This is a genomic window from Collinsella aerofaciens (genome assembly GCF_040926265.1).
Taxonomy (GTDB): Bacteria; Actinomycetota; Coriobacteriia; order Coriobacteriales; family Coriobacteriaceae; genus Collinsella; species Collinsella aerofaciens_BB.
Genome location: NZ_JBCOIL010000017.1, coordinates 18,282 through 41,416, shown reverse-complemented (window position 1 = coordinate 41,416; position 23,135 = coordinate 18,282). Strand labels below are relative to the sequence as shown.

Annotated in this window: 18 protein-coding genes; 11 read left to right on the top strand and 7 right to left on the bottom strand. The window is 57.2% G+C overall.

All coding sequences use genetic code 11. From position 1 onward, the window contains the following. Window positions 1-16: 16 nt before the first annotated feature. Both AB5767_RS06395 and AB5767_RS06390 read right to left on the bottom strand, forming a co-directional pair. A complete protein-coding gene (locus AB5767_RS06395; protein ID WP_368132427.1) occupies window positions 17-1,120 on the bottom strand; it encodes an RsmB/NOP family class I SAM-dependent RNA methyltransferase in 1,104 nt (367 codons plus the stop codon). 157 nt (window positions 1,121-1,277) lie between these two features. Continuing rightward, a complete protein-coding gene (locus tag AB5767_RS06390) occupies window positions 1,278-3,428 on the bottom strand; it encodes a class I tRNA ligase family protein (RefSeq protein WP_368132857.1) in 2,151 nt (716 codons plus the stop codon). Between the two features lie 132 nt (window positions 3,429-3,560). Between AB5767_RS06390 and AB5767_RS06385 the strand changes: the two genes are divergently transcribed. Together AB5767_RS06385 and AB5767_RS06380 are read left to right on the top strand one after the other, a co-directional pair. Next, window positions 3,561-4,127 (top strand): DUF3267 domain-containing protein, encoded by a 567-nt coding sequence (locus AB5767_RS06385; RefSeq protein WP_138375224.1) that lies wholly within the window; start codon window positions 3,561-3,563, stop codon window positions 4,125-4,127. Window positions 4,128-4,137: 10 nt separating this feature from the next. Continuing rightward, entirely contained in the window at window positions 4,138-4,713 is a 576-nt protein-coding gene (locus AB5767_RS06380) for an epoxyqueuosine reductase QueH (RefSeq protein ID WP_195544304.1), read from the top strand. A gap of 60 nt (window positions 4,714-4,773) precedes the next feature. Here AB5767_RS06380 and AB5767_RS06375 read toward each other — a convergent pair whose 3' ends face one another. Continuing rightward, on the bottom strand, window positions 4,774-5,430 hold the full coding sequence (locus tag AB5767_RS06375) for an XRE family transcriptional regulator (RefSeq protein ID WP_052044062.1): 657 nt from the start codon (window positions 5,428-5,430) through the stop codon (window positions 4,774-4,776). Window positions 5,431-5,432: 2 nt separating this feature from the next. Continuing rightward, window positions 5,433-6,683, bottom strand: coding sequence for an arginine deiminase (locus tag AB5767_RS06370; protein ID WP_138112882.1), 1,251 nt, complete (start codon window positions 6,681-6,683; stop codon window positions 5,433-5,435). Between the two features lie 253 nt (window positions 6,684-6,936). Between AB5767_RS06370 and AB5767_RS06365 the strand changes: the two genes are divergently transcribed. The 4 genes from AB5767_RS06365 to queA all read left to right on the top strand — a co-directional run bounded on the left by AB5767_RS06365 (window position 6,937) and on the right by queA (window position 12,041). Next, window positions 6,937-8,379 carry a YfcC family protein gene (locus AB5767_RS06365; protein WP_368132062.1) on the top strand — a complete coding sequence of 481 codons (1,443 nt, stop codon included), beginning with the start codon at window positions 6,937-6,939 and terminating at the stop codon, window positions 8,377-8,379. Between the two features lie 28 nt (window positions 8,380-8,407). Beyond that, a complete protein-coding gene (locus AB5767_RS06360; RefSeq protein WP_138112878.1) occupies window positions 8,408-9,652 on the top strand; it encodes an arginine deiminase in 1,245 nt (414 codons plus the stop codon). 32 nt (window positions 9,653-9,684) lie between these two features. After that, window positions 9,685-10,695, top strand: coding sequence for an ornithine carbamoyltransferase (argF, locus tag AB5767_RS06355; protein WP_138112876.1), 1,011 nt, complete (start codon window positions 9,685-9,687; stop codon window positions 10,693-10,695). A 134-nt stretch (window positions 10,696-10,829) separates the two neighbouring features. Further along, window positions 10,830-12,041 carry a tRNA preQ1(34) S-adenosylmethionine ribosyltransferase-isomerase QueA gene (gene queA, locus AB5767_RS06350; RefSeq protein ID WP_215694831.1) on the top strand — a complete coding sequence of 404 codons (1,212 nt, stop codon included), beginning with the start codon at window positions 10,830-10,832 and terminating at the stop codon, window positions 12,039-12,041. 240 nt (window positions 12,042-12,281) lie between these two features. Here queA and AB5767_RS06345 read toward each other — a convergent pair whose 3' ends face one another. Further along, the gene (locus AB5767_RS06345) at window positions 12,282-14,045 is read right to left on the bottom strand and encodes a coiled-coil domain-containing protein (RefSeq protein ID WP_215673880.1); all 1,764 of its coding nucleotides are present in this window, start codon (window positions 14,043-14,045) and stop codon (window positions 12,282-12,284) included. A gap of 294 nt (window positions 14,046-14,339) precedes the next feature. Here AB5767_RS06345 and AB5767_RS06340 point away from each other — a divergent pair, with 294 nt between their 5' ends. From AB5767_RS06340 to AB5767_RS06320, 5 genes are all read left to right on the top strand, one after another. Continuing rightward, window positions 14,340-15,140: an SDR family NAD(P)-dependent oxidoreductase gene (locus tag AB5767_RS06340; RefSeq protein WP_195544915.1), complete on the top strand. Its 801-nt coding sequence runs from the start codon at window positions 14,340-14,342 to the stop codon at window positions 15,138-15,140. A gap of 422 nt (window positions 15,141-15,562) precedes the next feature. Continuing rightward, entirely contained in the window at window positions 15,563-16,702 is a 1,140-nt protein-coding gene (tgt, locus tag AB5767_RS06335; RefSeq protein WP_055285790.1) for a tRNA guanosine(34) transglycosylase Tgt, read from the top strand. A gap of 213 nt (window positions 16,703-16,915) precedes the next feature. Then, window positions 16,916-17,674 carry an LOG family protein gene (locus tag AB5767_RS06330; RefSeq protein WP_022093814.1) on the top strand — a complete coding sequence of 253 codons (759 nt, stop codon included), beginning with the start codon at window positions 16,916-16,918 and terminating at the stop codon, window positions 17,672-17,674. Between the two features lie 112 nt (window positions 17,675-17,786). Further along, on the top strand, window positions 17,787-18,086 hold the full coding sequence (locus AB5767_RS06325; RefSeq protein WP_022093815.1) for a type II toxin-antitoxin system RelB/DinJ family antitoxin: 300 nt from the start codon (window positions 17,787-17,789) through the stop codon (window positions 18,084-18,086). Window positions 18,087-18,088: 2 nt separating this feature from the next. Next, window positions 18,089-18,397: a type II toxin-antitoxin system RelE/ParE family toxin gene (locus AB5767_RS06320; protein ID WP_195502729.1), complete on the top strand. Its 309-nt coding sequence runs from the start codon at window positions 18,089-18,091 to the stop codon at window positions 18,395-18,397. A 64-nt stretch (window positions 18,398-18,461) separates the two neighbouring features. On the opposite strand, the gene AB5767_RS06315 is transcribed toward AB5767_RS06320, so the two are convergent. Both AB5767_RS06315 and AB5767_RS06310 read right to left on the bottom strand, forming a co-directional pair. Then, window positions 18,462-21,446: a TOTE conflict system archaeo-eukaryotic primase domain-containing protein gene (locus AB5767_RS06315; protein ID WP_368132063.1), complete on the bottom strand. Its 2,985-nt coding sequence runs from the start codon at window positions 21,444-21,446 to the stop codon at window positions 18,462-18,464. A 742-nt stretch (window positions 21,447-22,188) separates the two neighbouring features. Then, window positions 22,189-23,049 carry a DegV family protein gene (locus tag AB5767_RS06310; RefSeq protein WP_368132064.1) on the bottom strand — a complete coding sequence of 287 codons (861 nt, stop codon included), beginning with the start codon at window positions 23,047-23,049 and terminating at the stop codon, window positions 22,189-22,191. Window positions 23,050-23,135: the final 86 nt, after the last annotated feature.

Sequence of the window (23,135 nt, the reverse complement as noted above, 5' to 3'; positions counted from 1 at the left end):
GTTTTTGATCCGTGCGCTAGCTGCGTTTTCGGATCAGGGCAATGTAGAAGCCCTCAAAATCGCGGCTAGGCGGAATGGTCAGCGTGCCGGGCATACCGTTGGCGATGGCCGAGACATGGCCGGCGGCGATGGCCTCGGTGAGGGCGTTGCACTCGATATGCGGCTCCTCGCCGGCATCCTGGGCGCGACGCGCTTCACTTTCGCTCGGTGTGCCGTCGAGGGGGATAAGCTCGCAATCCATGTGCTTGTCGAGGGCCTCTTGCAGGGCGTCCTCGTTTTCCTGCGGCATGATCGAACAGGTGGAATAGACGAGCGTGCCGCCCGGTTTGAGGGCTCCCATGGCGCGGTCCAGAAGCGCGCGCTGCGAGCGGGCGCACTTGACGAGCAGCTGCTCGGTGAGGCCGCGCAGGCTTTTCTCGTTGCCACTGATGACGGTGCCCGTGCCGGTGCAGGGAGCGTCGAGCAGGATGCGGTCAAAGCGGAAGAACTCGTCGAGCTCGCGTGCGTCGATGCGCATGACGGGCACGTTTTTGGCACCTTGGCGGTGGAGGTTGGACTCAAGCTTTTCGGCGCGGGGAATGCTCATCTCGCAGGCCGTGAGGTGTGCCTGGCCCTGGGTGAGGGCGGCGATCTGCGTCGTCTTGCCGCCAGGGGCTGCGCACATGTCCAGGATGTCCTCGCCTGCCTGGGCGCCCAACACCAAAGGCGGCATCATGGACGACAGGCTCTGTAGGTAGATCTTGCCGTCGCGGTAGATGTCGAGGTCCCATAGGTCGGAAACCTGGGCCTCGGGCAGGATAAAGGCGTCCGGATACCAAGCGACGGGGTTGTGGGCGATGCCGGCGGCACCGAGCGCCGCAGCGATGTCCTCGGCGGTCGCCTTGAGCGTGTTGGCGCGCAGCGTGACCGGGCGTGTGGCCGCGGCGCCGAAGCCCTCGATCATGAGCTCGGCATCGGCGGGCGCATAGGCGCCGGCGACCGTGTCGACCATAAAGCGCGGCAGGTCGGCGGCGCAGGGAAGGGCGGCAAGCTGGTCGGAAAGCTCGGTAGCGGCAAACTGCCTGAGCTTGAGCTCGGGCTTAACCTGCTTTTTCTGCTTACGACGACGCGGCTTGGACATCCGTCTTTCCTTCCACCTAAATGATTATTCTGGGACGGGGATTAAATAATCATTCCATGACTCCCGTCACAAAAAGACTGTACTGTGGCGCCCGGGAATGATTTTTTAATCCCCGTCCCAGAATAATCATTCCCGGGCGCGTTGCTACTAGCGTGCTTTAGTACTGGCTCTCGTGCTTGCTGAAGAAGTCGAAGCGCGGGGGCAGCGGCTTCACGCGGTGGTCGCCGGGCTTCTCGCCCAGGCTCTCTACGAACTCGTCCGTGGAGGCAAAGATGTTATCCCAGCTAAAGAAGGCGACCGGATCGACGTCGAAGTACTCGCAGATGAGTTCGCAGCCGGCCGGGACGATACCGTGCATCAGGACGGTCGCCACGCGCAGCTCGGTAAAGGCATCAACCAGGGCCTGCGTCATCGCTGCGTTTGCTTCGTCGCCCTCGAGCTTGTTGGCGGCCTTGGAGGCGTCGCTCCAGCGCTTGTTGGCGGCGCGCAGGTAGTCGTCGCACACGGCAAGCGCGCGGTGCGTCTCGAACTTGTACATGGCCTGCTCAAAGGCAAGAGCTGCCTGCTCGGCAGCCTCGACCACGGCGGCAGAGGCGGCACCGGCGGGGATGCAGCCGTTGCGATAGGGGCTCTCGTCGCCTTCCTTGACGGCGACGCCGTAGAAGCAGCTGCGGGCCAGACGGTTGAATACGCCGGTCAAAAGGGCGCTCTCCTTAAGGGCCGGATCGATAACGCGCTTGTCGTCGCAGGCGCGCACCTCGTTGCCGTCCTTGTCCTTGCCGGTCACACGCGTGTCGTATGCCTTGGGGCTAAAGCTCACCGGCTTTTCGGACAGGCCGAGCGACAGCCAGTGCGCGCGCATCTGCTCGCAGGTGTAGTGGTTGAGTAGGTCGTCTGCCGGCGGGGGAGGCGTCTGCGAGGACGAGCTGGCCTTTTTGCCCATGTAGAGCAGGTGGTAGCAGGCGCTGACGGTGCTCTGCGTGAGGTCCCAGCCCAGGGCCTCCCACATGGCGGTCTGCGCGATGCAGTAGAAGTAGATGTTGTCCTGACCGATAAACTGGTAGATCTGTGCGTCGTCCGAGCACCACCAGTCGCGCCAGTCGAGCGAGCTGTGCTGGTAGGTGGGCGCGGGCACCTGTGTGGAGTCGGCAGCGGGCTCGCCCATGAGGGCGGCATCCTGGGCGGCGACGCCCTCGGTCACGCCGGCGGCCTTGGCATCGCGCGCGAGCACGGTACGCGTATAGCTGATGGGCGCCCACAGGCTCTCTGGCCAGCACCAGCAGGTGACGTCGGAAACGCCGTCGACCTGGGGCACCGGAACGCCCCAGTCGATGTTGCCGGTGATGCGGAAAGGCACGAGCGCTTTGCCGCTGCGGAAGCGCACGCCGCCGTTGGCGAGCACCGCATGGGCGTCGTCGCGCTCCTTCCAGCTGGGGAAGGTGACGGTAAAGCTGCTCTTGTTTCCCTCGGGCTCCAGCACGGTGTGCTCGGGCAGCTGGTCCTCGACGGCATCGAAGGCCTCGCGGAACTTGTTTTGGATATAGAGCTGGGCCGGCAGCAGCCACTCCTCCATGGTCTTGGAGACCACGGAACGAACCTGCGGGTTCTGGGCGAGCTTGGCGGTATAGGTCTTCATAAAGTCGAGGTAGGCCGGCAGGTCGAAGTAGAGGTTGTCTACCGGGCGCAGCTCGGGCACCTCGCCGGTGAGCTGGCTTTTGGGCGCGATGAGCTCCTCGGGCTCAAACTGGTGACCCAGGTCGCACTCGTCGGCATAAGCCTTCTCGGACTTGCAGCCCTGGATGGGGCAGCGGCCGATTACCTGACGGCCGTTGAGGAACGTGCCGGCCTTGGCATCGTAGAACTGCAGCGTGGAGCGCTTGGAGATGGTGCCCTGCTCGTGCAGGCGCTTGATAATCTCGGCGGTCACCTCGTTGTGAATCTGCGCGGCCGGCTCAAGGCCCGAGCCGCCGTAGATATCGCAGCTGATGTTGTAGTTGTTGAGGGTCGCGGCCTGGCGGGAGTGATTGGACTCGACATACTCGCCGATGGACTTATCGTAGCCTTCGTTCTCCTTGAGCTTGCGGTAGCTCTCCATGATGGGCGAGCCGTAGCAGTCGGTGCCCGAGGTGAAGATGACGTTCTCACGGCCCAGGCGGTCGCGCAGGAAGCGGGCGAAGAAGTCGGCAGGGACAAAGACGCCGCCAACGTGGCCAAAGTGAAGGCCCTTGTTGCCGTAGGGCTCGCCGGCGGTAACGATGGCGCGGCGAGGCCAGCTGGGACGGTCGTTCATGGAGTATTTGGATGCCATGGGACTCCTTCGCATATGGTGAGAGCGCGGCCGGGCGCAAGGCCTGGCGACGCGGTGGTCAATTCGTGCATATCGTTCGACATTATCGCACATGCGGACGGGTACGTGGCAGGGGCGCTATCCTAAGATGCTATGAATGAGATTTCCAACATACATGCGTTTGAAGACGAGGATTTTCTGCACGCTTGCTTTGTGTGGGGGATGGTCGTAGTCGGCGTGTTTGCCGTGTGCTTGGTGCCGGTGTTTATGTTGCTGGGTGGGCCTGCAGACTTGGATGCGGCTGACGCGGGCGGCTGGATGGCTGTCGTGGGCTGGATAGTCGGCTTGGCTGCGATCTCAATGGCGTCGTTCGCCGTGCACGAGCTGGTGCACGGTGTGTTTTTTAAGCTGCTGGCGCCTGCGGGCGCGAAGGTGACCTTTGGGGCGAATCGCGAGACGGCGATGATCTATGCCTGCGCCGAGGGCGTTGTGTATTCGCGCCGGCGGTACATGGCGGTTTGCCTGGCGCCGACGGTTGTTGTGACGGCGGCGCTTGCCCTGGGGTTTGCGTTTTCGGGCTATCCGCTGCTGTGCTACCTGGCGGCCGGCTTGCATTTGTCGGGTTGTGTGGGCGATTGGTATTACGTGCGGACCATTTTGCGCGACCGCCGCATTGTCGCCTGCGAGGATACGTCCTTTGGCGTGCGCTTTTTTGGGTGAGGAGATGTCGATGAAGTCGTTGTTGCTGCATGCGTGCTGTGCACCATGCTCGCTTGAGCCGGTTCGCCTGCTGCGCGAGGAGGGGTTTGAGCCCACGATTTGCTGGACCAACCCCAATATTCAACCGCGCGATGAATGGCAGCGCCGCTTGGACGAGCTGCGCCGGTGGTGTGCCGATGGCGACATCGAGCTCATCGAGGCAGGGGAGGACCGCGATCGCTGGGAGACCGGCGTGGCGCCGCTGGGTGCCGACCGAGCCCGTCGCTGTCGCGCGTGCTATGCCCTGCGTCTGGCCGAGGCGTGCCGCGTGGCCCAGGAGCGCGGGTTTGAGTTTGTGGGCACGACGCTCGCCGTCTCGCCGTACCAGTTGTTCGAAACCTGCAATGATGTGTTGGAGCGTCTGGCTGCCGCCCGCGGTCTCACCCCGGTGATTCGCGATTTTCGCCCGTATTACCCCGAGGCGACACGCCGTTCGCGCGAGCTTGGCATGTATCGGCAGAACTACTGTGGTTGCCGCTTCTCGGCTGTCGAGGCGGCCATGGACCGCGCCCGTATCCGCGACGAGCGCAAAGCCGCCAAAAAGTAGTTCATTTGGGCTGGGGCCTTGAGCTGTCTGTGCGGTACGGTCGTTTTTGGGAAAGTCGATTTAATTAAGCGTGTGATCGTGGCTCGCTTGATACCAAACGACGACTCCTATGATTCTAATCCTCCGTTTGTTAAACATCAGATCCGGACTTGCTGTTGCATATGAATGGGACGACAGCACAATCATGTCGTTTCCTTCTGCAAATCGCCTAATTACCGGTGTTTTACCGTCTGCGAGCGCCAATACAGCACAGCCGTTCCAAGGCTTTGCGGTGGTATCGACAAGTAGTAAGCTGCCGGGAGGGTAAATGCGGGACATTTCGTCACCTTTGATTTTAACGAAAACGCTATGTGGGTGACGCTTGGCTACGTCTACGGGCGCGCAAGCATTTTGTTGGCTGTGCGTGATGCGGCGCTTTTGCGATTCGATATCGATGACGGGAAATGCGCCCTCCATTTCGTGGATAGCAGGGTCTTCGTCGGTGACGATTCTTTTATTTGCGAGCTTTACGGCCAAACCGTTTTCCTCGCCAACAAGTTCATCGCGGGTGCAACCGAAGAGCGCTTGTAACTTTTCAATATGGCGCTCACGGGGGGCATACCGACTTTTTTCCCAACGACAAACGGTCTCTTTAGATACCCCCAACATCTCTGCAAGTTGCGCCTGACCAAGATGCTCCATGGTGCGGAGTTTACGAATATTTGCCCCGAAGCCCATGGCTATAGATCCTCTCGCCACAGGGGGAGGCATAGACAGTTTGTGCCACCATAGCCTTTGGTGAGCTCGTCAATGGATAACGGGAATAATTCCATTCCTGCTTTCTCAAGCGCTTCGTTGGTCCAAACGTTTTCTTCATATACGCATAGTTTTCCTGGCGAGAGCGCAAGGATAGACGTTGCGTTGTTCCGGCGCTCTCTTTCGTAGGCGGTTTGATTCCCGCCTCCGCAGTCAATTACTTTTATTGGTTCGCAACAGGCTGCAGAGAGTATTTCCGGAATCGTGCGATCGATAGGAGTGATCGTAAGGCCCTTTCCGGATCGTTTTAGTTGAATGCTGTATGCATCAACGGCATTGCATATCTCACGATCGATGAGGAACGCGTCGTGATCAATTCTACTTATGAACGTATCGAGGTGGATACGCAGCCCGTCAGAGGGGACTCGAATCGCAATTAGCTCGGTGGTCTGGAATTTATTTGAGGTCAGGAGCTCTTTTGCAAGTGACTCGACGGCGGCGGGTTCAGTTCGGTCAGAGATTCCAACTAAAATTGTCTTAGCACTGATAACAAGAATGTCTCCGCCTTCGATATGGTAACTACTCCTGTTCAAATCACATACTGGGGTTTCTCCCATGATCTTGTGGTGGGTGAATATCTGCCGGTATAAGGCGACCTCACGATCACGCTCAGGCCAATACATATGATTTAGGATGATGCCGTCTCCGACTACCACAGCAGGATCACGAGTGAAAAAAAGCGTGTTGAGGGGATTGACCAAGAGCGAGGCGGGGTCAAATTGCTCGTGCACGAGCGCTCGTAGTGTTTCCGACTGGTTTGAACATAGCTCAGTGTCTCCAAAGCGAATGCCGTTAAGTACTATATTCACCAATTCCTGGGTGTTCTTAGCGTTCTCAAACAGCTGGGTTATTGTCTCGAGGAACTCTCTGCCTGTTGCTCCGCTGCAACGGAGGTAGTCATCAATAAAATATTTAAGTGATTGGGGCTCAGTTTCAAGTGAGTCTTCGAGAAGGTCCCTAATTTCAATGGTTTCTACGCCATGCTTCTTAAGCAATTGAACCATGGAATCGTGCTCATATATTGCTTTGTCGAGGTCAAAACGACCGCTCCATTTTCGCAGGGAGAAAACTTGGCTGAAGTCGGCATCAGGGTAGTTTTGTGTTTCAGCTCCAGGTCGATGGACAAGTACGGCTTTTAAATGACCGATTTCATTTGTTATGTGTACGCCTTGCATGTCTGTCTCCTGTCCTGCTGGTTTTTATATAAGGCTAAGGCAGGTTCCTTGTTGTGTTGCGGAAAAGTTAAAAGACGTATGTAATTGATAAATAACATCAATTGTAAATATCAGATTGATTAATAACGTCACTTTAGCTGCCGTTCATAGGTGAAAAGCGACACGATGGCGATGGTTGGCCGACCAACGCTGAGCAACCTCATACATTTATGGTGCCAGCTGGATAGATGGGAAAAGGAATGAAGGAGGAGAAATGGCAGCGGAAAGTTCGAAAGGCATCAAGCAGTTCAAGGTCCCGCACGTATATGCGATCATCTTTGCACTTATGGTCATCTTCGCTGTTCTCACGTGGATTGTTCCCTCTGGGTCCTATCAGCGTCAGGAGGTGAACGGTCGTGAAGTCACTGTCGCAGGTACGTATGAGCAGAGTGAAAAGACATATATTGACGAGGAAACCGGGGATGAAGTAGATCTCAGACAAGGCGTCTTCGATGTTCTTCAGGCTCCAACGCGCGGTATACAAGAGGCAATTGAGGTCGTTGCATTCATCTTGATTGTGGGCGGTTCGTTTCAGGTTATTACTAAAACGGGCGCTATCACGAGCGGAATGGGTCGTGTCGTTCGCCGCTTTAAGAACAAAGACATTCTAATTATTCCTATTGCGATGGTTCTCTTTGCATTGGGCGGAACGAGCTTTGGCATGGCGGAAGAAACTCTTCCGTTCTTTGCGATCTTCATGCCAATTATGATGGCTATGGGCTTCGACTCGATGACGGCGTTCATGGTCGTGTTCGTTGGAGCGCGCACGGGTTACATCGCCTCAACGATTAATCCGTTTAATGTTCTCATTGCGCAAGGTATTCTTGGTATTCAGGGCAACCCCCAGCTGTGGCTGCGTATGATTGCCTGGGTTGTTTTGACCGCCGTTGCAATTACTTGGGTTGTCCTCTATGCACGAAGGGTAAAGAAGAACCCTGAGGCATCGATCACATTTGAGGATGATATCGCCAAGAAAGTCGAGTTCGCTGCCGATGAATCTGCCCTTGACGCGGAATTTACGGGTCGTCAAAAAGGCGTGCTTGCGGTATTTATCGCTGGTATGTGCCTTATCATCTGGGGACTTGTGACCCAGGGCTGGTATATGAACGAGATTTCTGCGGTCTTTTTGGCCATGGGCCTGTTGGCTGGTGTTATTGCGGGCTTTAGTCAGGACGTCATCGCTCAGGAATTTGTTGCGGGTATCGCTGACTTTGCTTTCTCGGCAATTGTCGTTGGACTTGCGCGTGGCATCCTTGTCATTGCCTCTGACGGCATGATCATTGATACCATCCTCAATGCGCTCGCTACTGGTCTGGGCGGCATCCCGGCGGTTCTCTTTACTACGCTTCTTTATGCGGTTGAGAACCTCCTGGCGATTCTGGTTCCCAGCTCATCTGGCCTTGCAGCACTGACCGCTCCCATTTTTGGACCTTTGACCGAACTCATGGGCCTTAATCCCGAGGCTGCCGTGTGGGCTCTCTCCATGGGTAGCGCGACGATGTCTTTGATCTGTCCTACTAGCGCCATTCTTGTAGCGGGTTTGGGCGTGTGTAAGATCAAGCTTGGCCAGTGGTGGAAGACCGTTTGGAAATTCTTCTTGGTCGTGTCGCTCATCAATATCGTATTCGTAGCAATCTCGGGACTTATTGCCCTGTAGGTTTCATGGCTGAAATGGAGTAACAGGAATGTCTAAAGGACTGAATGTACACAGCGAGATTGGTAAGCTCAAGAAAGTTGTGCTTCACCGCCCCGGTCGTGACCTTGTGAACGTAAAGGCGGAAGAGTTCGAGGATGTCTGGATTCACGACTGTTTCTATCTTGATGTGGCTCAAAAGGAGCATGATGCCTTTGCGGATCTTCTGAGGAGCGAAGGTGTTGAGGTTCTCTATATGGAGAAACTCGTTGCTGAGGCGCTGGATGCATGCCCCTCGGCTCGCGCTGAGTTTACCGATACATTTATGGCTGAGAGCGGGATTGTCAATCCTCTGCTTGAGCAGGCTGTTCGTGAAAAGCTCGACGCTATTTCAGATTCGTATCAGTTTGTACTTGAGGCTATGGGGGGGTATCGTTATCGTGACCTTGAGCTGCCTCGCGTCTCGACTACGCTTAGTATGATGGATAATGAGGATGCGAAGCCCGATGATTTGGTGTTGAAGCCTCTTCCGAGCTCGTATTTCTCTCGCGATCCTCTTGCTTCCGTGGGCAAAGGCGTTCTGCTTCACCATATGTATTGGAAACAGCGAGATCGTGAAGTGCCCTTCTATGAAGCGATTTTCAAATACCATCCCGATTATGTAGGGACTCCGATTTGGTACGACCATAAGAATCCCTGGCATATCGAGGGCGGTGATGTGCTTAACATTAACGCTCATACCTTGGCTATTGGAATTAGCCAGCGAACTGAGGCGGCTGCGATTGAGGAGCTTGCAAAGAATTTGTTCTGGGGATCTGGGAATTCTGAGATCGATACCGTTTACGCTATTAAAATCCCCAACGGCTATGCTTACATGCATCTTGACACCGTTTGCACCATGGTGGATTTCGATAAGTTCACAGTTTATCCCGGTATTTTTGAGACCCTTCGTGTTTATCGTCTGACTCGTGGTGACTCTGAGGGAATGGTCGCTGTTCAAGAGATTGATGACACGCTTGAACATATTCTTGAAATGGCTACTGGCGTGGAGAAGGTGCAGCTTATTGAGTGCGGTGCCGGCGATATGGTTGAGGCATCTCGCGAGCAGTGGAACGACGGGTCGAACACTCTTGCCGTTGCTCCTGGTAAAGTCTGTGTTTACGAGCGCAATGTTGTCACAAATGATGAGCTCTACAAGAACGGTTTGGAACTTTTGGTCGTTCCCTCCGAGGAGCTGTCCCGCGGTCGTGGCGGCCCGCGCTGCATGAGCATGCCCTTCTGGCGCGAAGATATTTAGTTGCAAATCCACTGTGATAGGAGATGGCGAATATGGGTGTTAACATCGCTGGGCGCAGTTTTCTGAAGCTGCTTGATTACACGACGGAAGAGATTGAGTATCTGCTTGAGCTTTCTGCTAACTTCAAAAGCATGAAGCGTGCCGGTGTTCCGCATAAATACCTTGAAGGTAAGAATATTGTTTTGCTATTTGAGAAGACTTCCACGCGTACTCGTTGCGCCTTCGAAGTTGGTGCACTTGACCTTGGCATGGGTGTAACTTATTTGGATCCGGGCTCGTCCCAGATGGGCAAAAAGGAGTCGATTGAGGACACGGCTCGCGTCCTTGGCCGCATGTATGACGGAATTGAATACCGCGGCTTTGAGCAGACGAAGGTTGAGGAGCTTGCTGCAAAAGCTGGGGTTCCCGTTTGGAATGGGCTGACTACTGAATTTCACCCGACTCAAGTGCTTGCCGATATTCTGACCATGCGTGAAGAGTTTGGAGAGATTAAGGGCAGGAAACTTACATTTTTTGGTAAGGCGGCCGGAAACGTCGCCGATTCGCTCATGGTCATTTGCGCTAAGCTCGGCATTAACTACTGTTCTTGCGGCCCAATCGGGGGAAATTCGGAGGGGGCTACATCCTATGACCCTGAACTCCTTGCAGAATGTAGTCGTATTGCGGCCGAGCATGGATCGACGATTACCATTACAGAGGATATTGAGGAAGGCGCTCGTGATGCCGATGTAATTTACACGGATGTTTGGGTTGGCATGGGTCAGCCCGCAGAGCTGTGGGAAAGCCGCATTAAGCTAATGTCGCCGTATCGTGTGACCGCTGAGGTGATGTCTATGGCAAAGCCCGAGGCGATTTTCCTCCACTGCCTTCCGAGCTTCCACGATACTAATACTACTGTTGGTGCCGAAATTGCTGAGAAGTTTGGAGTCACCGAAATGGAAGTCACGGACGAGGTTTTTGAGTCCGATAAATCTCGTGTTTTCCAAGAAGCGGAGAATCGCATGCATACGATTAAGGCGGTGATGTACGCAACGCTTAAGTAGCGGGGCGTTGAGAAAACAGTCGCAAATCTGTTTGCCATACTATATTTCTCTCAACAAGCTGATAGGATACAGGGGAGAATGATGCGCGCGTCAGTCGATTTTTTCGACTGACGCGCTTTGTGAAAGAGGCAAAGATGCGTACCGATGATTTTGACTACAACCTTCCTGAGGAACTGATCGCCCAAGCTCCTGCCGAGCCGCGCGATTCCTGCCGATTGCTGGTGGTGGATCGCAAGGGCTCTCAGGCGGGAACGCCGCTAAAGCATGGCGGTACCGTTGAGCACCGCATCTTCCGCGACATCATCGACTATATCGAGCCGGGCGACGTGCTCGTCATCAACAAGACGCGCGTGATGCCGGCCCGTCTTATCGGTCGCAAGGCGGGCTCGGGTGGCGTGGTCGAGACACTGCTGCTCAAGCGCCGCGAGGATGTTGACCCGCTGGGTCACGTTTGGGAGTGTCTGGTCAAGCCGGGCAAGCGCCTGAAGCCCGGTGCTCATATTGAGTATCGCGCCGGTGGCGCCCATGCGCCCGAGGGGGCTCCCGTGGTGCTGACGGCCGAGGTTGTCGACTTTGTCACCGATAGCCGCGGCGGCCGCCTGGTGCGTTTTGAGCCGGCCGGCTGCAATGCCGCCGGCGAGCCGCGCACGCTCGACGAGGCCATTCACGCCGCCGGTCACGTGCCGCTGCCGCCCTACATTACCGATTACGAGGGCGATCCCGAGAAGTACCAGACCGTCTACGCCATGAAGGAGGAGCACTCGGCTGCCGCTCCCACGGCGGGTCTGCACTTTACGCCCGAGCTCATGGCCGCTATCGAGGCCAAGGGTGCCAAGTTTGCCGCCGTCGAGCTCGAGGTGGGTATCGATACCTTCCGTCTGGTGGAGGAGGACGACCCCACGCAGCACGTGATGCACACCGAGCGCTACCACGTGTCGCAGGAGGTTGTCGATGCCGTGCACAAGGCCAAGGCCGAGGGTCATCGTGTGATCGCCGTCGGCACCACCGCGGTGCGCTCGCTCGAGAGCGCGTTTGACGCGGACGCGCCGGTGTCCGATCCGGCTGTGACGGCGCGCTATTTTGAGGGCCGCGAGGACGGGGCCGACACGCTCGGCCGCGGCGACATCGTGGTGCGCGAGAACGCGACAACGCAGCTCTACCTCATGCCCGGCTCGACCTATCACGTGGTCGACGCGCTGATCACGAACTTCCACGTGCCGCGCTCCACGCTCATGATGCTCGTGAGCGCACTTGCCACCCGCGACCAGATCATGGATGCCTACGCTGCTGCTATCGAAGAACGTTACCGCTTCTTCAGCTTCGGCGACGCGATGCTCATTTGTTAGTTACGCGGTTCTACGAACCGCGTAACCAGTTGACGCTGCAAACCCGCCAGAGCGGCAATCTGCCTTTCAACTTCGGCGGCATGACCAAAAGGTCAATGCCGCCTCGTTTCAAGGCACCTTGCTCGCTCTGGCGGGTTTTCGCTGACTTTGCCAAGGCATCGGCGCCGCCGTTGTTGGTACTTGGGGACGTTCCTTATGTGCCGGCACCTGGGGACACTCCTTGTAGTCTTTGGGGAGTGGTTACTTGCTCGCGAACAGCCAGACTAGGATGATCACCAGGATTGCAGCGACGATGCAGACGATGGCGCCGGTGAATTTGATGCGTGAGTCGCGGGTACGCTCGCGCACCGCGTCCTCGGTGGCCTCGAGCTGGGCGACTTCTCGCTCGGTCTCGGCGTGTTCGGCTTTGTCTCGGGCCAAGGACCCTGCAAGCGACTCAGTGATCTCTGGGTGGTCGTGTACCTCGGTCGCCTGTTCGATAATCGACTGCGCATGCGCGGCATCTGCTTGGGCGTTGGCGATGCTCTGCTCTTGGTCGCGGCGTGCCTTGTCCTCGGCAGCGATCTTCTCGCGCAGTTCGCGCTGGCGCGTCGCGGCGGCAGTCTTCGCCGTCTGCAGCTCGTCGCGCGCGGCATCAGCCTCAGTCGTCACGGCTTGGTGCGCGCGTTTGGCTTCGGCAATGGGGGCTTGAGCCTGCTCGACGGCCTGCTCGGCTGCGGCAAGCGAGTGCTCAAGGTCGGCGGTGATGCGCGGGACATCTTCTTCGGCTTTACGCAGGGCATCTGCCGTGTCGGAGATCTGCATCGAGAGCTCGCTGGTGCGCACCGTATAGTTGGCGGGATTTGCCGAGGGATTGCGTTGCAGCTCGGCATACTCATGACGCAGCGTCTCGAGCTGGGCGCGCGTGGCGTCGACGGTTTGTTGTGCGGCGGCAATGCCGGCGTCTCGCTCGGCCTTCACCTTGTCGCGGATGCGCTTGGAATCCTCAAGACGTCGAACGAGGCGGTTGCCGGTCTCGCGAGAGCTCGCCTCGCGGGCCTCCACGGCGTCGAGCGCGGCCTTCAGGCGGAGCTCAGTCGCGTCATCCTCTGTCTTCATTTGTTCGAACTGACCCTTGAGCTCTGTCGCTTTGGCGGCGTGGGCATCACGGTCAATCTCGGCGGCCGCTGCAGTCTTTTGGGCCGTGGCAATCGCCTGGCGCTGGTCGGCGACGATCTGGTCGTAGCGGCCTGCGATATCCTGGCGCGTCTCGAGTTCCTCGGCCTGATCGGCAATGCGCTGCTCAAGTTCGGCCAGGTGGGCGCGGGCATCGGCAAGTGCCTTTTTCGCGGCGTTCATCTCGCGCATGGCCGAGGCGCCCTGGGCAATAAAGGTGCCCACGGCGTTCGCGGTGTTCGAGACAGCGGTCCCCAGATCGCGGTTCGCGGCAGGGGAGTGCGAGGCGGTCGGGCGAGCGGTGTCAGCAGCATCCGCATCGGCAGCCTGCGGCACGGAGATGTTGCCGGTGCCGCCCTCGACCACAGAAAAGCCTGCTGCGTGCGGGTCGACCGCATCGGCGCCAATCGTGGGGTGCTCGAGCTGCAGAAACGAGGGCATGGTGCTGCCCTGGTCGGCAACCGGAGTCTCGCCGGGTACAAAGGTCGAGGCCGCCTCGGCAGCCTCCTCTTCCTCGGCGTCAACGTCAGCGTCGGCCACGGCGTCTTTCATCGCTTTGACGGCATCCATCATGGAGTCCATGACGGCGTCGAGCTCTTCTTCCGAAGAGACCTCGATGGGGCCCGCTGCTTGCGGGACGTCGTCCTGTACAGGGGCGTCGTCCTGAGCGGGCGCATCGTCGTTTTGCTCATCGGCGTTTTCTGCGGCAGGGGTTTCCGCCGTAGCGCTTTCGTCCAAGATGGGGTCGTCGATGTCGATACCATCGCAGGTTACAACGTCAGTATCTGCGATGACGTCTGCGGAATCATCAATATGCTGTTGAGTCTGGGGGTCCAGCTCGTCTGTCATAGGCATGTGCTCCTCATCGTTGTTTGTCACCCTATGATAAAGTTTCGCGCCGACATCCCACGCGCCGCAGCAAAGTTTCAAAACGTGTTCGATGGCTCGATTTGATAACAATAACTCGGCCGTTTTATCCAGTTTGTACTTGACAATCCCTTCGCCGAACGACGTGGTGCCGTTCGCCTACCGCGGTCTTTTATTTTCGCTTGAACACGCTAAAGTTGCATCTCAGCTTTTGGCGCGTGAAGTTGGATACGCGCAGTCGGCGGGCGTGCCCGTCGCGATTTGAAAGGACTTTGTATGGGACTTTTCACTGGTAAGACCGTGATCGTCACCGGCGGCGGCAAGGCCACGCTTAAGGACGGCTCCGCTGGTTCCATCGGCTACGGCATCGATATCGCATTTGCCAAGGAGGGCGCGAACCTCGTCATCACCGGCCGCAACGTCGCCAAGCTCGAGGCTGCCAAGGAATCCCTCGAGGCCGAGCACGGCGTCAAGGTTCTGCCTGTTCAGGCCGATGTCTCGGCTGGCCAGGACAACGAGGCCGTCGTCCAGAACGTCATCGACAAGGCCATTGAGGAGTTCGGCCGCATCGACGCCGTCGTCAACAATGCTCAGGCCAGCGCCTCGGGCGTGACCATCGCCGATCACACCATGGACCAGTTTAACCTGGCCATTTACTCCGGTCTGTATGCTACCTATCTGTACATGCAGAAGGCCTATCCGCACCTGAAGGAGACCAAGGGCTCCGTGGTCAACTTTGCCTCGGGCGCCGGCCTGTTTGGCAACTATGGCCAGTGCAGCTATGCTGCCGCCAAGGAGGGCATCCGCGGCCTGACCCGCGTTGCCGCCAACGAGTGGGGCAAGGACGGCATCAACGTCAATATCGTTTGCCCGCTTGCTTGGACCGCTGCGCTCGAGAACTTCCAAGATGCCTATCCCGAGGCGTTCAAGGCCAACGTCCACATGCCGCCGGCGGGTCACTACGGCGACGTCGAGAAGGAAATCGGCCGCGTTGTCGTTCAGCTCTGCGGTCCCGACTTTAAGTACATGAACGGCGAGACCGTCACCCTCGAGGGTGGTATGGGCCAGCGGCCGTAGGGTTACGCGGTTTTTCCAAACCGCGTAACGGCTCGACGCTGCGCGGTCACCAGGGCGACAACTTGTCATTCAAAGAGGGCGGCATGACCAGAAGGTCTATGCCGCCCTCTTTTCATGCCAATTTGTTCGCCCTGGCGACCGCTCGCTGACGTCGCCAGAGCATCGGCGTTGCCTTGGCTGTTGGAGATGATCTCGTAGTCGTTGGGGACGTTCTTAAATGACTAGTCATAAGGGACACTCTTGCCGGCACTTGGGGACAGTCCCTAAGTGCCGGCAGATTGGGACACTCCTTTGCAAGATGGCGCTGAAGATTGTCCTCGACGACTAGTCGTTTAATGCATCAGTTTCTGTCGAGTCGGTGCGGTTTGCTGGTTGCCCGTATAATGGTTTGCGTATGAACCGCAACCAAGGAGTTCCAGTTTATGGACCAGAGCCTTTTTAAATTCGATCTGATCGCCGAGGACCCGACGACGCATGCGCGTGCCGGCGTGCTGCACACCCCGCACGGCGACATCGAGACGCCGATCTTTATGCCCGTGGGCACCAAGGCAAACGTCAAGGGCATTCCTACCGAGACCGTCAAACAGCTCGGCGCCCAGATCGTGCTTGCCAATACCTATCACCTGTCCATGCGTCCCGGCGAGGACACTATCGCCGAGCTGGGCGGCCTGCACAAGTTTATGAACTGGCACGGTCCTATCCTCACCGACTCGGGCGGTTTCCAGGTGTTCAGCCACAACGACGCGGTCAAGCTCACCGATGAGGGCGTGCGCTTTATCGTCAACGATTACGACGGCCGCCACGTGTTCTGGACGCCCGAGGACAACATGGAAATCGCCATGAAACTCGGCTCCGACATCTGCATGCAGCTGGACCAGTGCCCGGGCTATCCCGCCACGCGCGCCTACGTTGAGCGCGCCGTTGAGCTGTCGAGTATGTGGGCCGAGCGCTGCTATAAGGCGCATACCCGCGACGACCAGGCGCTCTTTGGCATTGTTCAGGGCGGCATGCACCTAGATCTGCGCCTGCGCTCGCTGCGCCATTTGGAGGAGTGCGGCGACTTCCCCGGTTACGGCATCGGCGGCTACTCGGTGGGCGAGGACCACGAGACCATGTTCGAGACCCTGGCACCGCTCGTAAGCGAGTACATGCCCAAGCACAAGCCGCGCTACCTGATGGGCGTCGGCAACCCCACCACCCTCGTGCGCGGTGTGGGCGTGGGCATCGACATGTTCGACTGCGTGCTGCCGACGCGCACCGGCCGCATGGGCACAGCGTTCTCGAGCGAGGGTCGCCTCAACTTCCGCAACGCGCGTTTTGCGCACGACGACGGCCCCATCGATCCCACCTGCACCTGCCCGGTGTGCACGGGCGGCTACAGCCGCGCGCTCATTCGCCACATGGTCACGCAGAAGGAGATGCTCGGCGGCATTCTGCTGTCGATGCACAACATCTACTACCTGCTCAACCTTATGCAGCGTGCCCGCCAGGCCATTATCGAGGGCCGTTACGGTGCATTCGTGAGCGACTGGATGAACAGTCCTGCTGCGGTGGATTACTAAGGGCGACAGGCACGCTTGCAGAGCGTGGGCAACGGCAAAGGTTGAGCGGCAGCTGCTCGTCACATTCGCTGACGCCGGCTGCGCGGCGGCTGACCGATGCCTTGCAAGCGCTTGATGCAACGTGGGTACCATACCGAATAGTTGATGTTCGGGCGGGTGTTTGGCGCATGGCGTCGACCCCGCCCGCTTTTCTTTTTCTCGATAGGAGTACCCATGATTAAGAATGAGAACGTCGAGGGCGAGCCTGCCTACGACGAGACGTACCGACGCGGTCCCGTGGTCATGCGCGGTCCCATGATTCCTAAGGACAACACCTACGCCAACCTGCTGGCGCCCGAGGAGTCGACCGACTGGTTGCATGCCGATCCGTGGCGCGTGCTGCGCATTCAGGCCGAGTTTGTCGATGGCTTCGGCGCGCTTGCCGAGCTTGGTCCTGCGGTGACCATCTTCGGTAGCGCCCGCACGCCCAAGACCGATCCGCTTTACAAGGCGGCGCGCACCGTCGGGCGCAAAATCGCCCAGCGCGGCGTGGCGGTTATCACCGGCGGCGGTCCCGGCATCATGGAGGCGGCCAACAGGGGAGCGGCGAGTGTCAACGGCAAGTCAGTTGGCCTGGGCATTGAATTGCCGCACGAGCAGGGGCTCAATAAATACGTGAACCTCGGCATGGACTTCCGTTACTTCTTTGTGCGCAAGACCATGTTCGTCAAATACAGCTCGGGTGCCATCGTGTTTCCCGGAGGTTTTGGTACGCTCGACGAAATGTTTGAGGTGCTCACGCTGGTGCAGACACACAAGGTCAAGCGCATGCCGCTCGTTTTGGTGGGAACCGAGTACTGGCAGGGCCTGTTCGACTGGCTCAACGGCCCGGTGATGGACGCCGGTATGATCAGCCCGCTCGATCCCGAGCTCGTGCATATCACCGACGACCTCAACGAAGCCGTCGACATCGCCCTGAGCGGGCTGATGTAGGGCGCTGTGACTGTTGTTATAGTAATGTGAACGGCATACTGATGCTATTTAACATCAGTATGCCATCAAAACGGGGTATACTGATGCAAAAGACGAGGCGAGGAGGTCGCGTATGTCTACTGCAACGGTTAAGCCTACGACGGTTCGCATCGAAGAGGGGCTCAAGGAACAGGCGACTGAGTTCTTGGATTCGGTCGGCCTCAGCCTCAATTCCTATCTCAATCTTGCCGTTCGGCAGCTTGTAAATCAGCGAAAGATTCCTTTTGAGATTGTAGGAAGGGCGGAGGTGCCCAACGAGGCGACGAGGCGTGCCATGGTGATCGCCGAGGCTCATGAGTTGGGGATTTTGCCGGACGATAGCCCGTCATTCAACAACGCTGATGAGCTTATGTCATTCCTCGATGAGGAATAGCGATGTTCGAGATTAAAGTCGAGGCTCAATTTAGGGCGGACTACAAACGAACGATGCGCATGCATCCGCAGCTAAAGAGTGAGTTTAAGGCGGCAGTCGCAGAGCTTGCAGCTCACGGCTCGCTTCCCGCGGAATATGGCGCCCATGAGCTTTCAAACCCGGGCGGAAACTACAACGGCCACATCGATTTCCACCTATCCGATGGCTTGGTCGACGTGGTCGTTCTCTACTTACCGCATAAGACTAATCCTGTGATCCGGCTGGTCAGAATGGGCTCGCATGAGGAGCTGTTCCAGGGCCCGCAGGGCTGATTGCCGATTTCTAAGTTGCGGTGGAATAGGGATTGATTGACGGCTAATAAGTCAAAAACAGTCCCTATTTCACCGCAACTGCTGGGGGTACCCCGTTCGTCGCCGCGGCCTCCGGTTCCACTTTTCGCTGAATTTCGCTCAAAAGCTCGGCTGCGACTTCGCTGCTTTTGAAACGAATGCTGCAGTCTTCTTTCTTTGGGAAAGCCAGCAACGGAATAGCTCCGTACCAGACAGTTTCCTCGTCAATCACTGATGCGCACAGGCGTCCTTCGGCTTTGATGAGATAGTTGACGTTCATCTCGGCAAAAATCGCTTTCACGTCATCGCGTGGAGTTGAAGCAATAGAAATCTCAAGGGCAATTCCACGGGTAGCGGCATCCGCGAGTGCAGCGGCGAGCTTTTCAAGGCATGCGGCGGACGCGTAGGGTGCGGCAATAAAAATGCTTTTCGATGCGTTCTCGATGTCATTCACTAAAGCCTCCACGGCTCTTGCCGACCTAACGAGGATGTTTCGATCGTCCTGTCTGTTGTCGTTTGCCGCAAAGACTTCATACCCCAGCTTGGCGTAGGTCTTGAGCCTCTTTTGGTACATGCGCGCGAACATGGGTATCGACAGGTCAACATAGTCGAATATCTCAACCCGCTGTTTGCCCTCGTGGCTTCTGTGTAGCCTACCTGCCTGCTGCGTTATGCTGCCGTCCCAAGATATTGGAGTGGCAATGAGCAAAGTGTCAAGGTAAGACAGGTCGAAGCCCTCGCCCAGAAGACTTTCAGTTGCGACGATGATTCGATGATCATGCTCAAAGCTGGGAAGACTCTTCAGTATTGCTTTTCTTTCTTTGGCGTCGATTTCTCCGGTTAAGAGTATGGGTTCGTGTCCACGGCTTTGAAGTAGCCTGCATAGCTCTTCGGCATGCTTTTTTCTTTTAGATAGCACAAGCGGATGCCGGCCGTTTGATGCGGCCTCGAGGGCGTCCTCGATAATTGCTTCGTTTCTCGCGGCGTGTACACACAGGAGATCGAGAATTTGGTTAAAGGATGCTCCTGGTCCGTAGGTGGGTAATCGAATTCCGGTGAAACGCGGTCTAACAATGCGCTGAATCCCCTGTTGGATTGCTTGCGTTTTTGGATCGACGACATAGCGAACCGGGCCGCAGAGCATCGAGAGTGCCCGCGTGAGTCCGTCCGAACGCTCGGGCGTTGCGGAAAGGCCATATACATATTTGGCAGGAGCGGACTTGAGGACAAGCTCAAGCTGTGGCGCGGCCGCATGGTGGCATTCGTCACAGATGATGAGACTGTAATCGCGAACGAACTCCTTGGCTAATGACTCGCCGGTTTGGGGATCCTTGCCGGATAGCGACTGGAATGAAGCAATGTCGATGAGACGGCTTATGGCGGTCTTGCCTCCTCCGATTTGCCCAATGAGCGGAGGCTGTCTTTTGCTGATTCGTCCCTTTGGGGTTCGGACGGGCTCTCTGTTGTCCGTGATGTCGAGAAATCGTTCGAGTTGGGATTTCCATTGGGCAATGAGCGCAGTTTTAGGAACGATGACGAGCGTTGGAAGACCAATGGCAGCAATAAGATAAGCTCCGATGACGGTTTTGCCGAACCCCGTCGGTGCGGACATAATCCCGTCTTCATAGCTGAGCGTCTGTTCAGCGACAATTTGCTGTTCAGGGCGAAGAGTCCCTTTAAATGCCATCGCAATTGGATGGCTCGACTTGCGTTTGTCTGAATAGTGGGCAGAAACGCCGGCTTCTTGAAGCAGCCGCTCAAGTTGAACCTTGCAGCCTCTGGGAATCGCGACGTAGCCATCTCTAAGTTCGCTGAGGTCTATGAACCGCGGTTTGCCGAATACCGATTGATGCATAGATTGTGCGCGGAAGAATTCTGGGTTGGCAAATGTTGCAAGCCTGCGGACTTCCATTTGAGCTGCGGGACTCAGAGATTTTTCGGGGATATAGAGCATATCGGTCTGCGTGACGGACAGCGATGACGGGAAGTCCCGCGGTGTGAGCGGAAGCCGCTTTCGCAGTCTCTGGGAATGTGGCACACCGGTGTTTGCCGCCGCAACAGCTGCTATTCCATGTGACCTATTTTCGATGCTCTCGATCAGATTTTGCACCGTCACGCGCGGGATTAACTGGATTTGCGAAAGGTAAAGCCATTGATCGGGAAAGGGCTCAAATTGCTCGTCAACAAATACGCTGCTCCCTTTTCGCTGCGCTTTTCCTTGAAAAGGCAGCGCTATGAGATTTCCAAAGCCGCCCTCAGGAATGGTGGACTGCGCGGGCAGCATTCGGTCAAATGCTTTGAAGGTGATTGTCTTGTTCAGTATCGCCGCTTCGGTGATAAGGCTGCTTCCAAAATCTCGTGCGGTCTTTGCGCTGACGAGCTCTAGGAAGAAAAACCAGACATGTGCGCCGTCGCCCGATCTCGATCGCTCAACTGCGACATCGATTCCGTGGCTTTTTGCGACATGTCGAATGGCTTTCGTCGCTTCTTTCCAATCGGCTCCGTCAAAATCGATGACCAGGACTTTCGTGTTACTGTCTTTATCGAGCACATATTGGCCTATAACGTCTCGAAGCCTATCGTCATTGCCTCTGAAATGGGCGATGATCGCGGCATCGCTCAACTCGGGGAAGACGCGGCTGCTGCATTCCGTGCATTTGACTCTCTGGTGGCTTGCTTTGGGGCAAATGCCTGACTTCCACTCATTTGCGCAGGCGGGCGTATAGCCAATTCCTCCGTCTTTTCTGCGGTACCCATGAGCGTAGACATCTTTGCGACCAGTAAAGAGATTGCGGAAGAGCTCGAGTTTGTCGCGCGCTGGGCTTGCGCTGGTGACGATATCTTCGATCTGCGCCCGTCTATCGAAAGAATCGCCAGCTTTCTCCCATTCTTCCAGCGTTGTATAACGGATGTCTGGACCGCTGCTGCAGATAACGATTTGCTTGCGCGGATCCGAAGCGTGGACGACCGTTTTATTGAATTTGAATAGGGCGCTCCCGAAAAGGGCGTATTGATGCGTGCCGTTGCTCATTTGAAAGCCATTCTTATCAGCGTTCATTGGGATGAGGGTACGTCATTTCAGCTTTATGAGATACGCGACTTCGATTTTGGTTCGGTAATAGTGGGGTACCGATCCGTGAGTGGCAATCAGCCGGTGCCAAAACGTGCGGCGGCTGTTGTTAAAGGTTTTTGACGGCTATGGGGCGGGTTGGCGGCGTGGGGAGGGGTTTTCGAATGACCCCGTGGTCAAATAACGTCAAATGTGAGTACTGCTGTTAATGTAGTCTCATAATATTTGGCAAGAATAGAATACCAATTCGACATTATTCTATATATCTAACCCACCAAACACGGCATTTTGAGCCTTGGCAAGGCGTGAAATTAATCGAAACGATCGATTCCGGCGAGATTTTGCTGCTACTAATTTGGTGGCAGTACTCATATTTGCCATTTTTGTCCAGTGGGTACCGCGAGGGGGTCTGTTCGACTGGCCCAACGGCCCGGTGATGAGCGCCGGTATGATCAGCCCGCTCGATCCGGATCTGGTACACATTACTGACGACCTCAACGAGGCCGTCGACATCGCCCTGAGCGGGCTGATGTAGAGTAGCTAAAATGGGACGGGGCTAAAAAGACTGGTCTGAAACGTTTGATACCAGTCTTTTTAGCCCCGTCCCAAACGAACTGCTTCTAATTTGCGGTGGAATAGGGATTGATTGGCGGCTAATAAGCCAAAAACAGTCCCTATTCCACCGCAAGAGGTAAAGGTGCCCCTAGTGGATGGGCTGGTAGCGGGGGCAGTAGCTGATGGCGATGGCATCGACGCCCACGTGGGTGGCGATGGTGCAGCCGATGGGGCCGGTGCCGGCGTCTACGTAGTCCTGGCCCGCGAGTGCCTCGTTGACAAGCTCCTGCTCCTCGGCGGCGCCGGTCGTGAGCACGCGCACGCTGGAGCCCGGATACTCGGCCAAAAATGCGAGGCAATCGGCCATGGTGTTGGTAACGATGCGCTTGGCACCGCGGCCCTTTTTTATGGCCTTGATCTCGCCCGATTTCCACTCCGGCGAAACGGCCAGGCGAATGTTGAGCATTTGCGTGAGCTGGCCGGCGAGCTTGGGCGCGCGGCCGTTCTTAACGAGATTCTCGAGCGTGCGGGGAATCAGCAGCAGGTGGGCGTCGGGCAGCGTCGCGCGGATCTGCGCCTCGGTCTCGTCCAGGCTGCGGCCGTCCTCGCGCATGGCGAGCGCGTACTCCACCAGCAGGCCCTCGGCACCCGAGCCGGTGCGCGAATCGATGCAGCGCACGTCGAGCTCGTGGGTCTCGGCGACCAGGCATGCATTGGAATAGCAGGCGGACCACTCGCTGCACAGCGAGATAAAGATCGCGCTGTCGTGGCCATCGGCGCGCACGCGGTCAAACAGCGCCTTGAACTCGCCGGCACTCGGCTGCGAGGTATGCGGCAGCTGCTCGGAGCCGGCCATGCGGGCGACGTACTCCTGGGCGGTGATCTGTACCTGGTCGAGCAGGTCCTCGCCTTCGATAATCACATGCAGCGGAATGACGTAAATGCCGAGCTCTTGGGCGCGGGCGGGGGAGATGTCCGACGTGGAGTCGGTTATGATGGCAAAAGACATAATTGCACCTTTCGTTGGGGCGCGGCAGCGCCGCCTTCTGAGAGCAAAGTGCGACAAGTATAGTGGAGTCGTTCCACATTTATAGG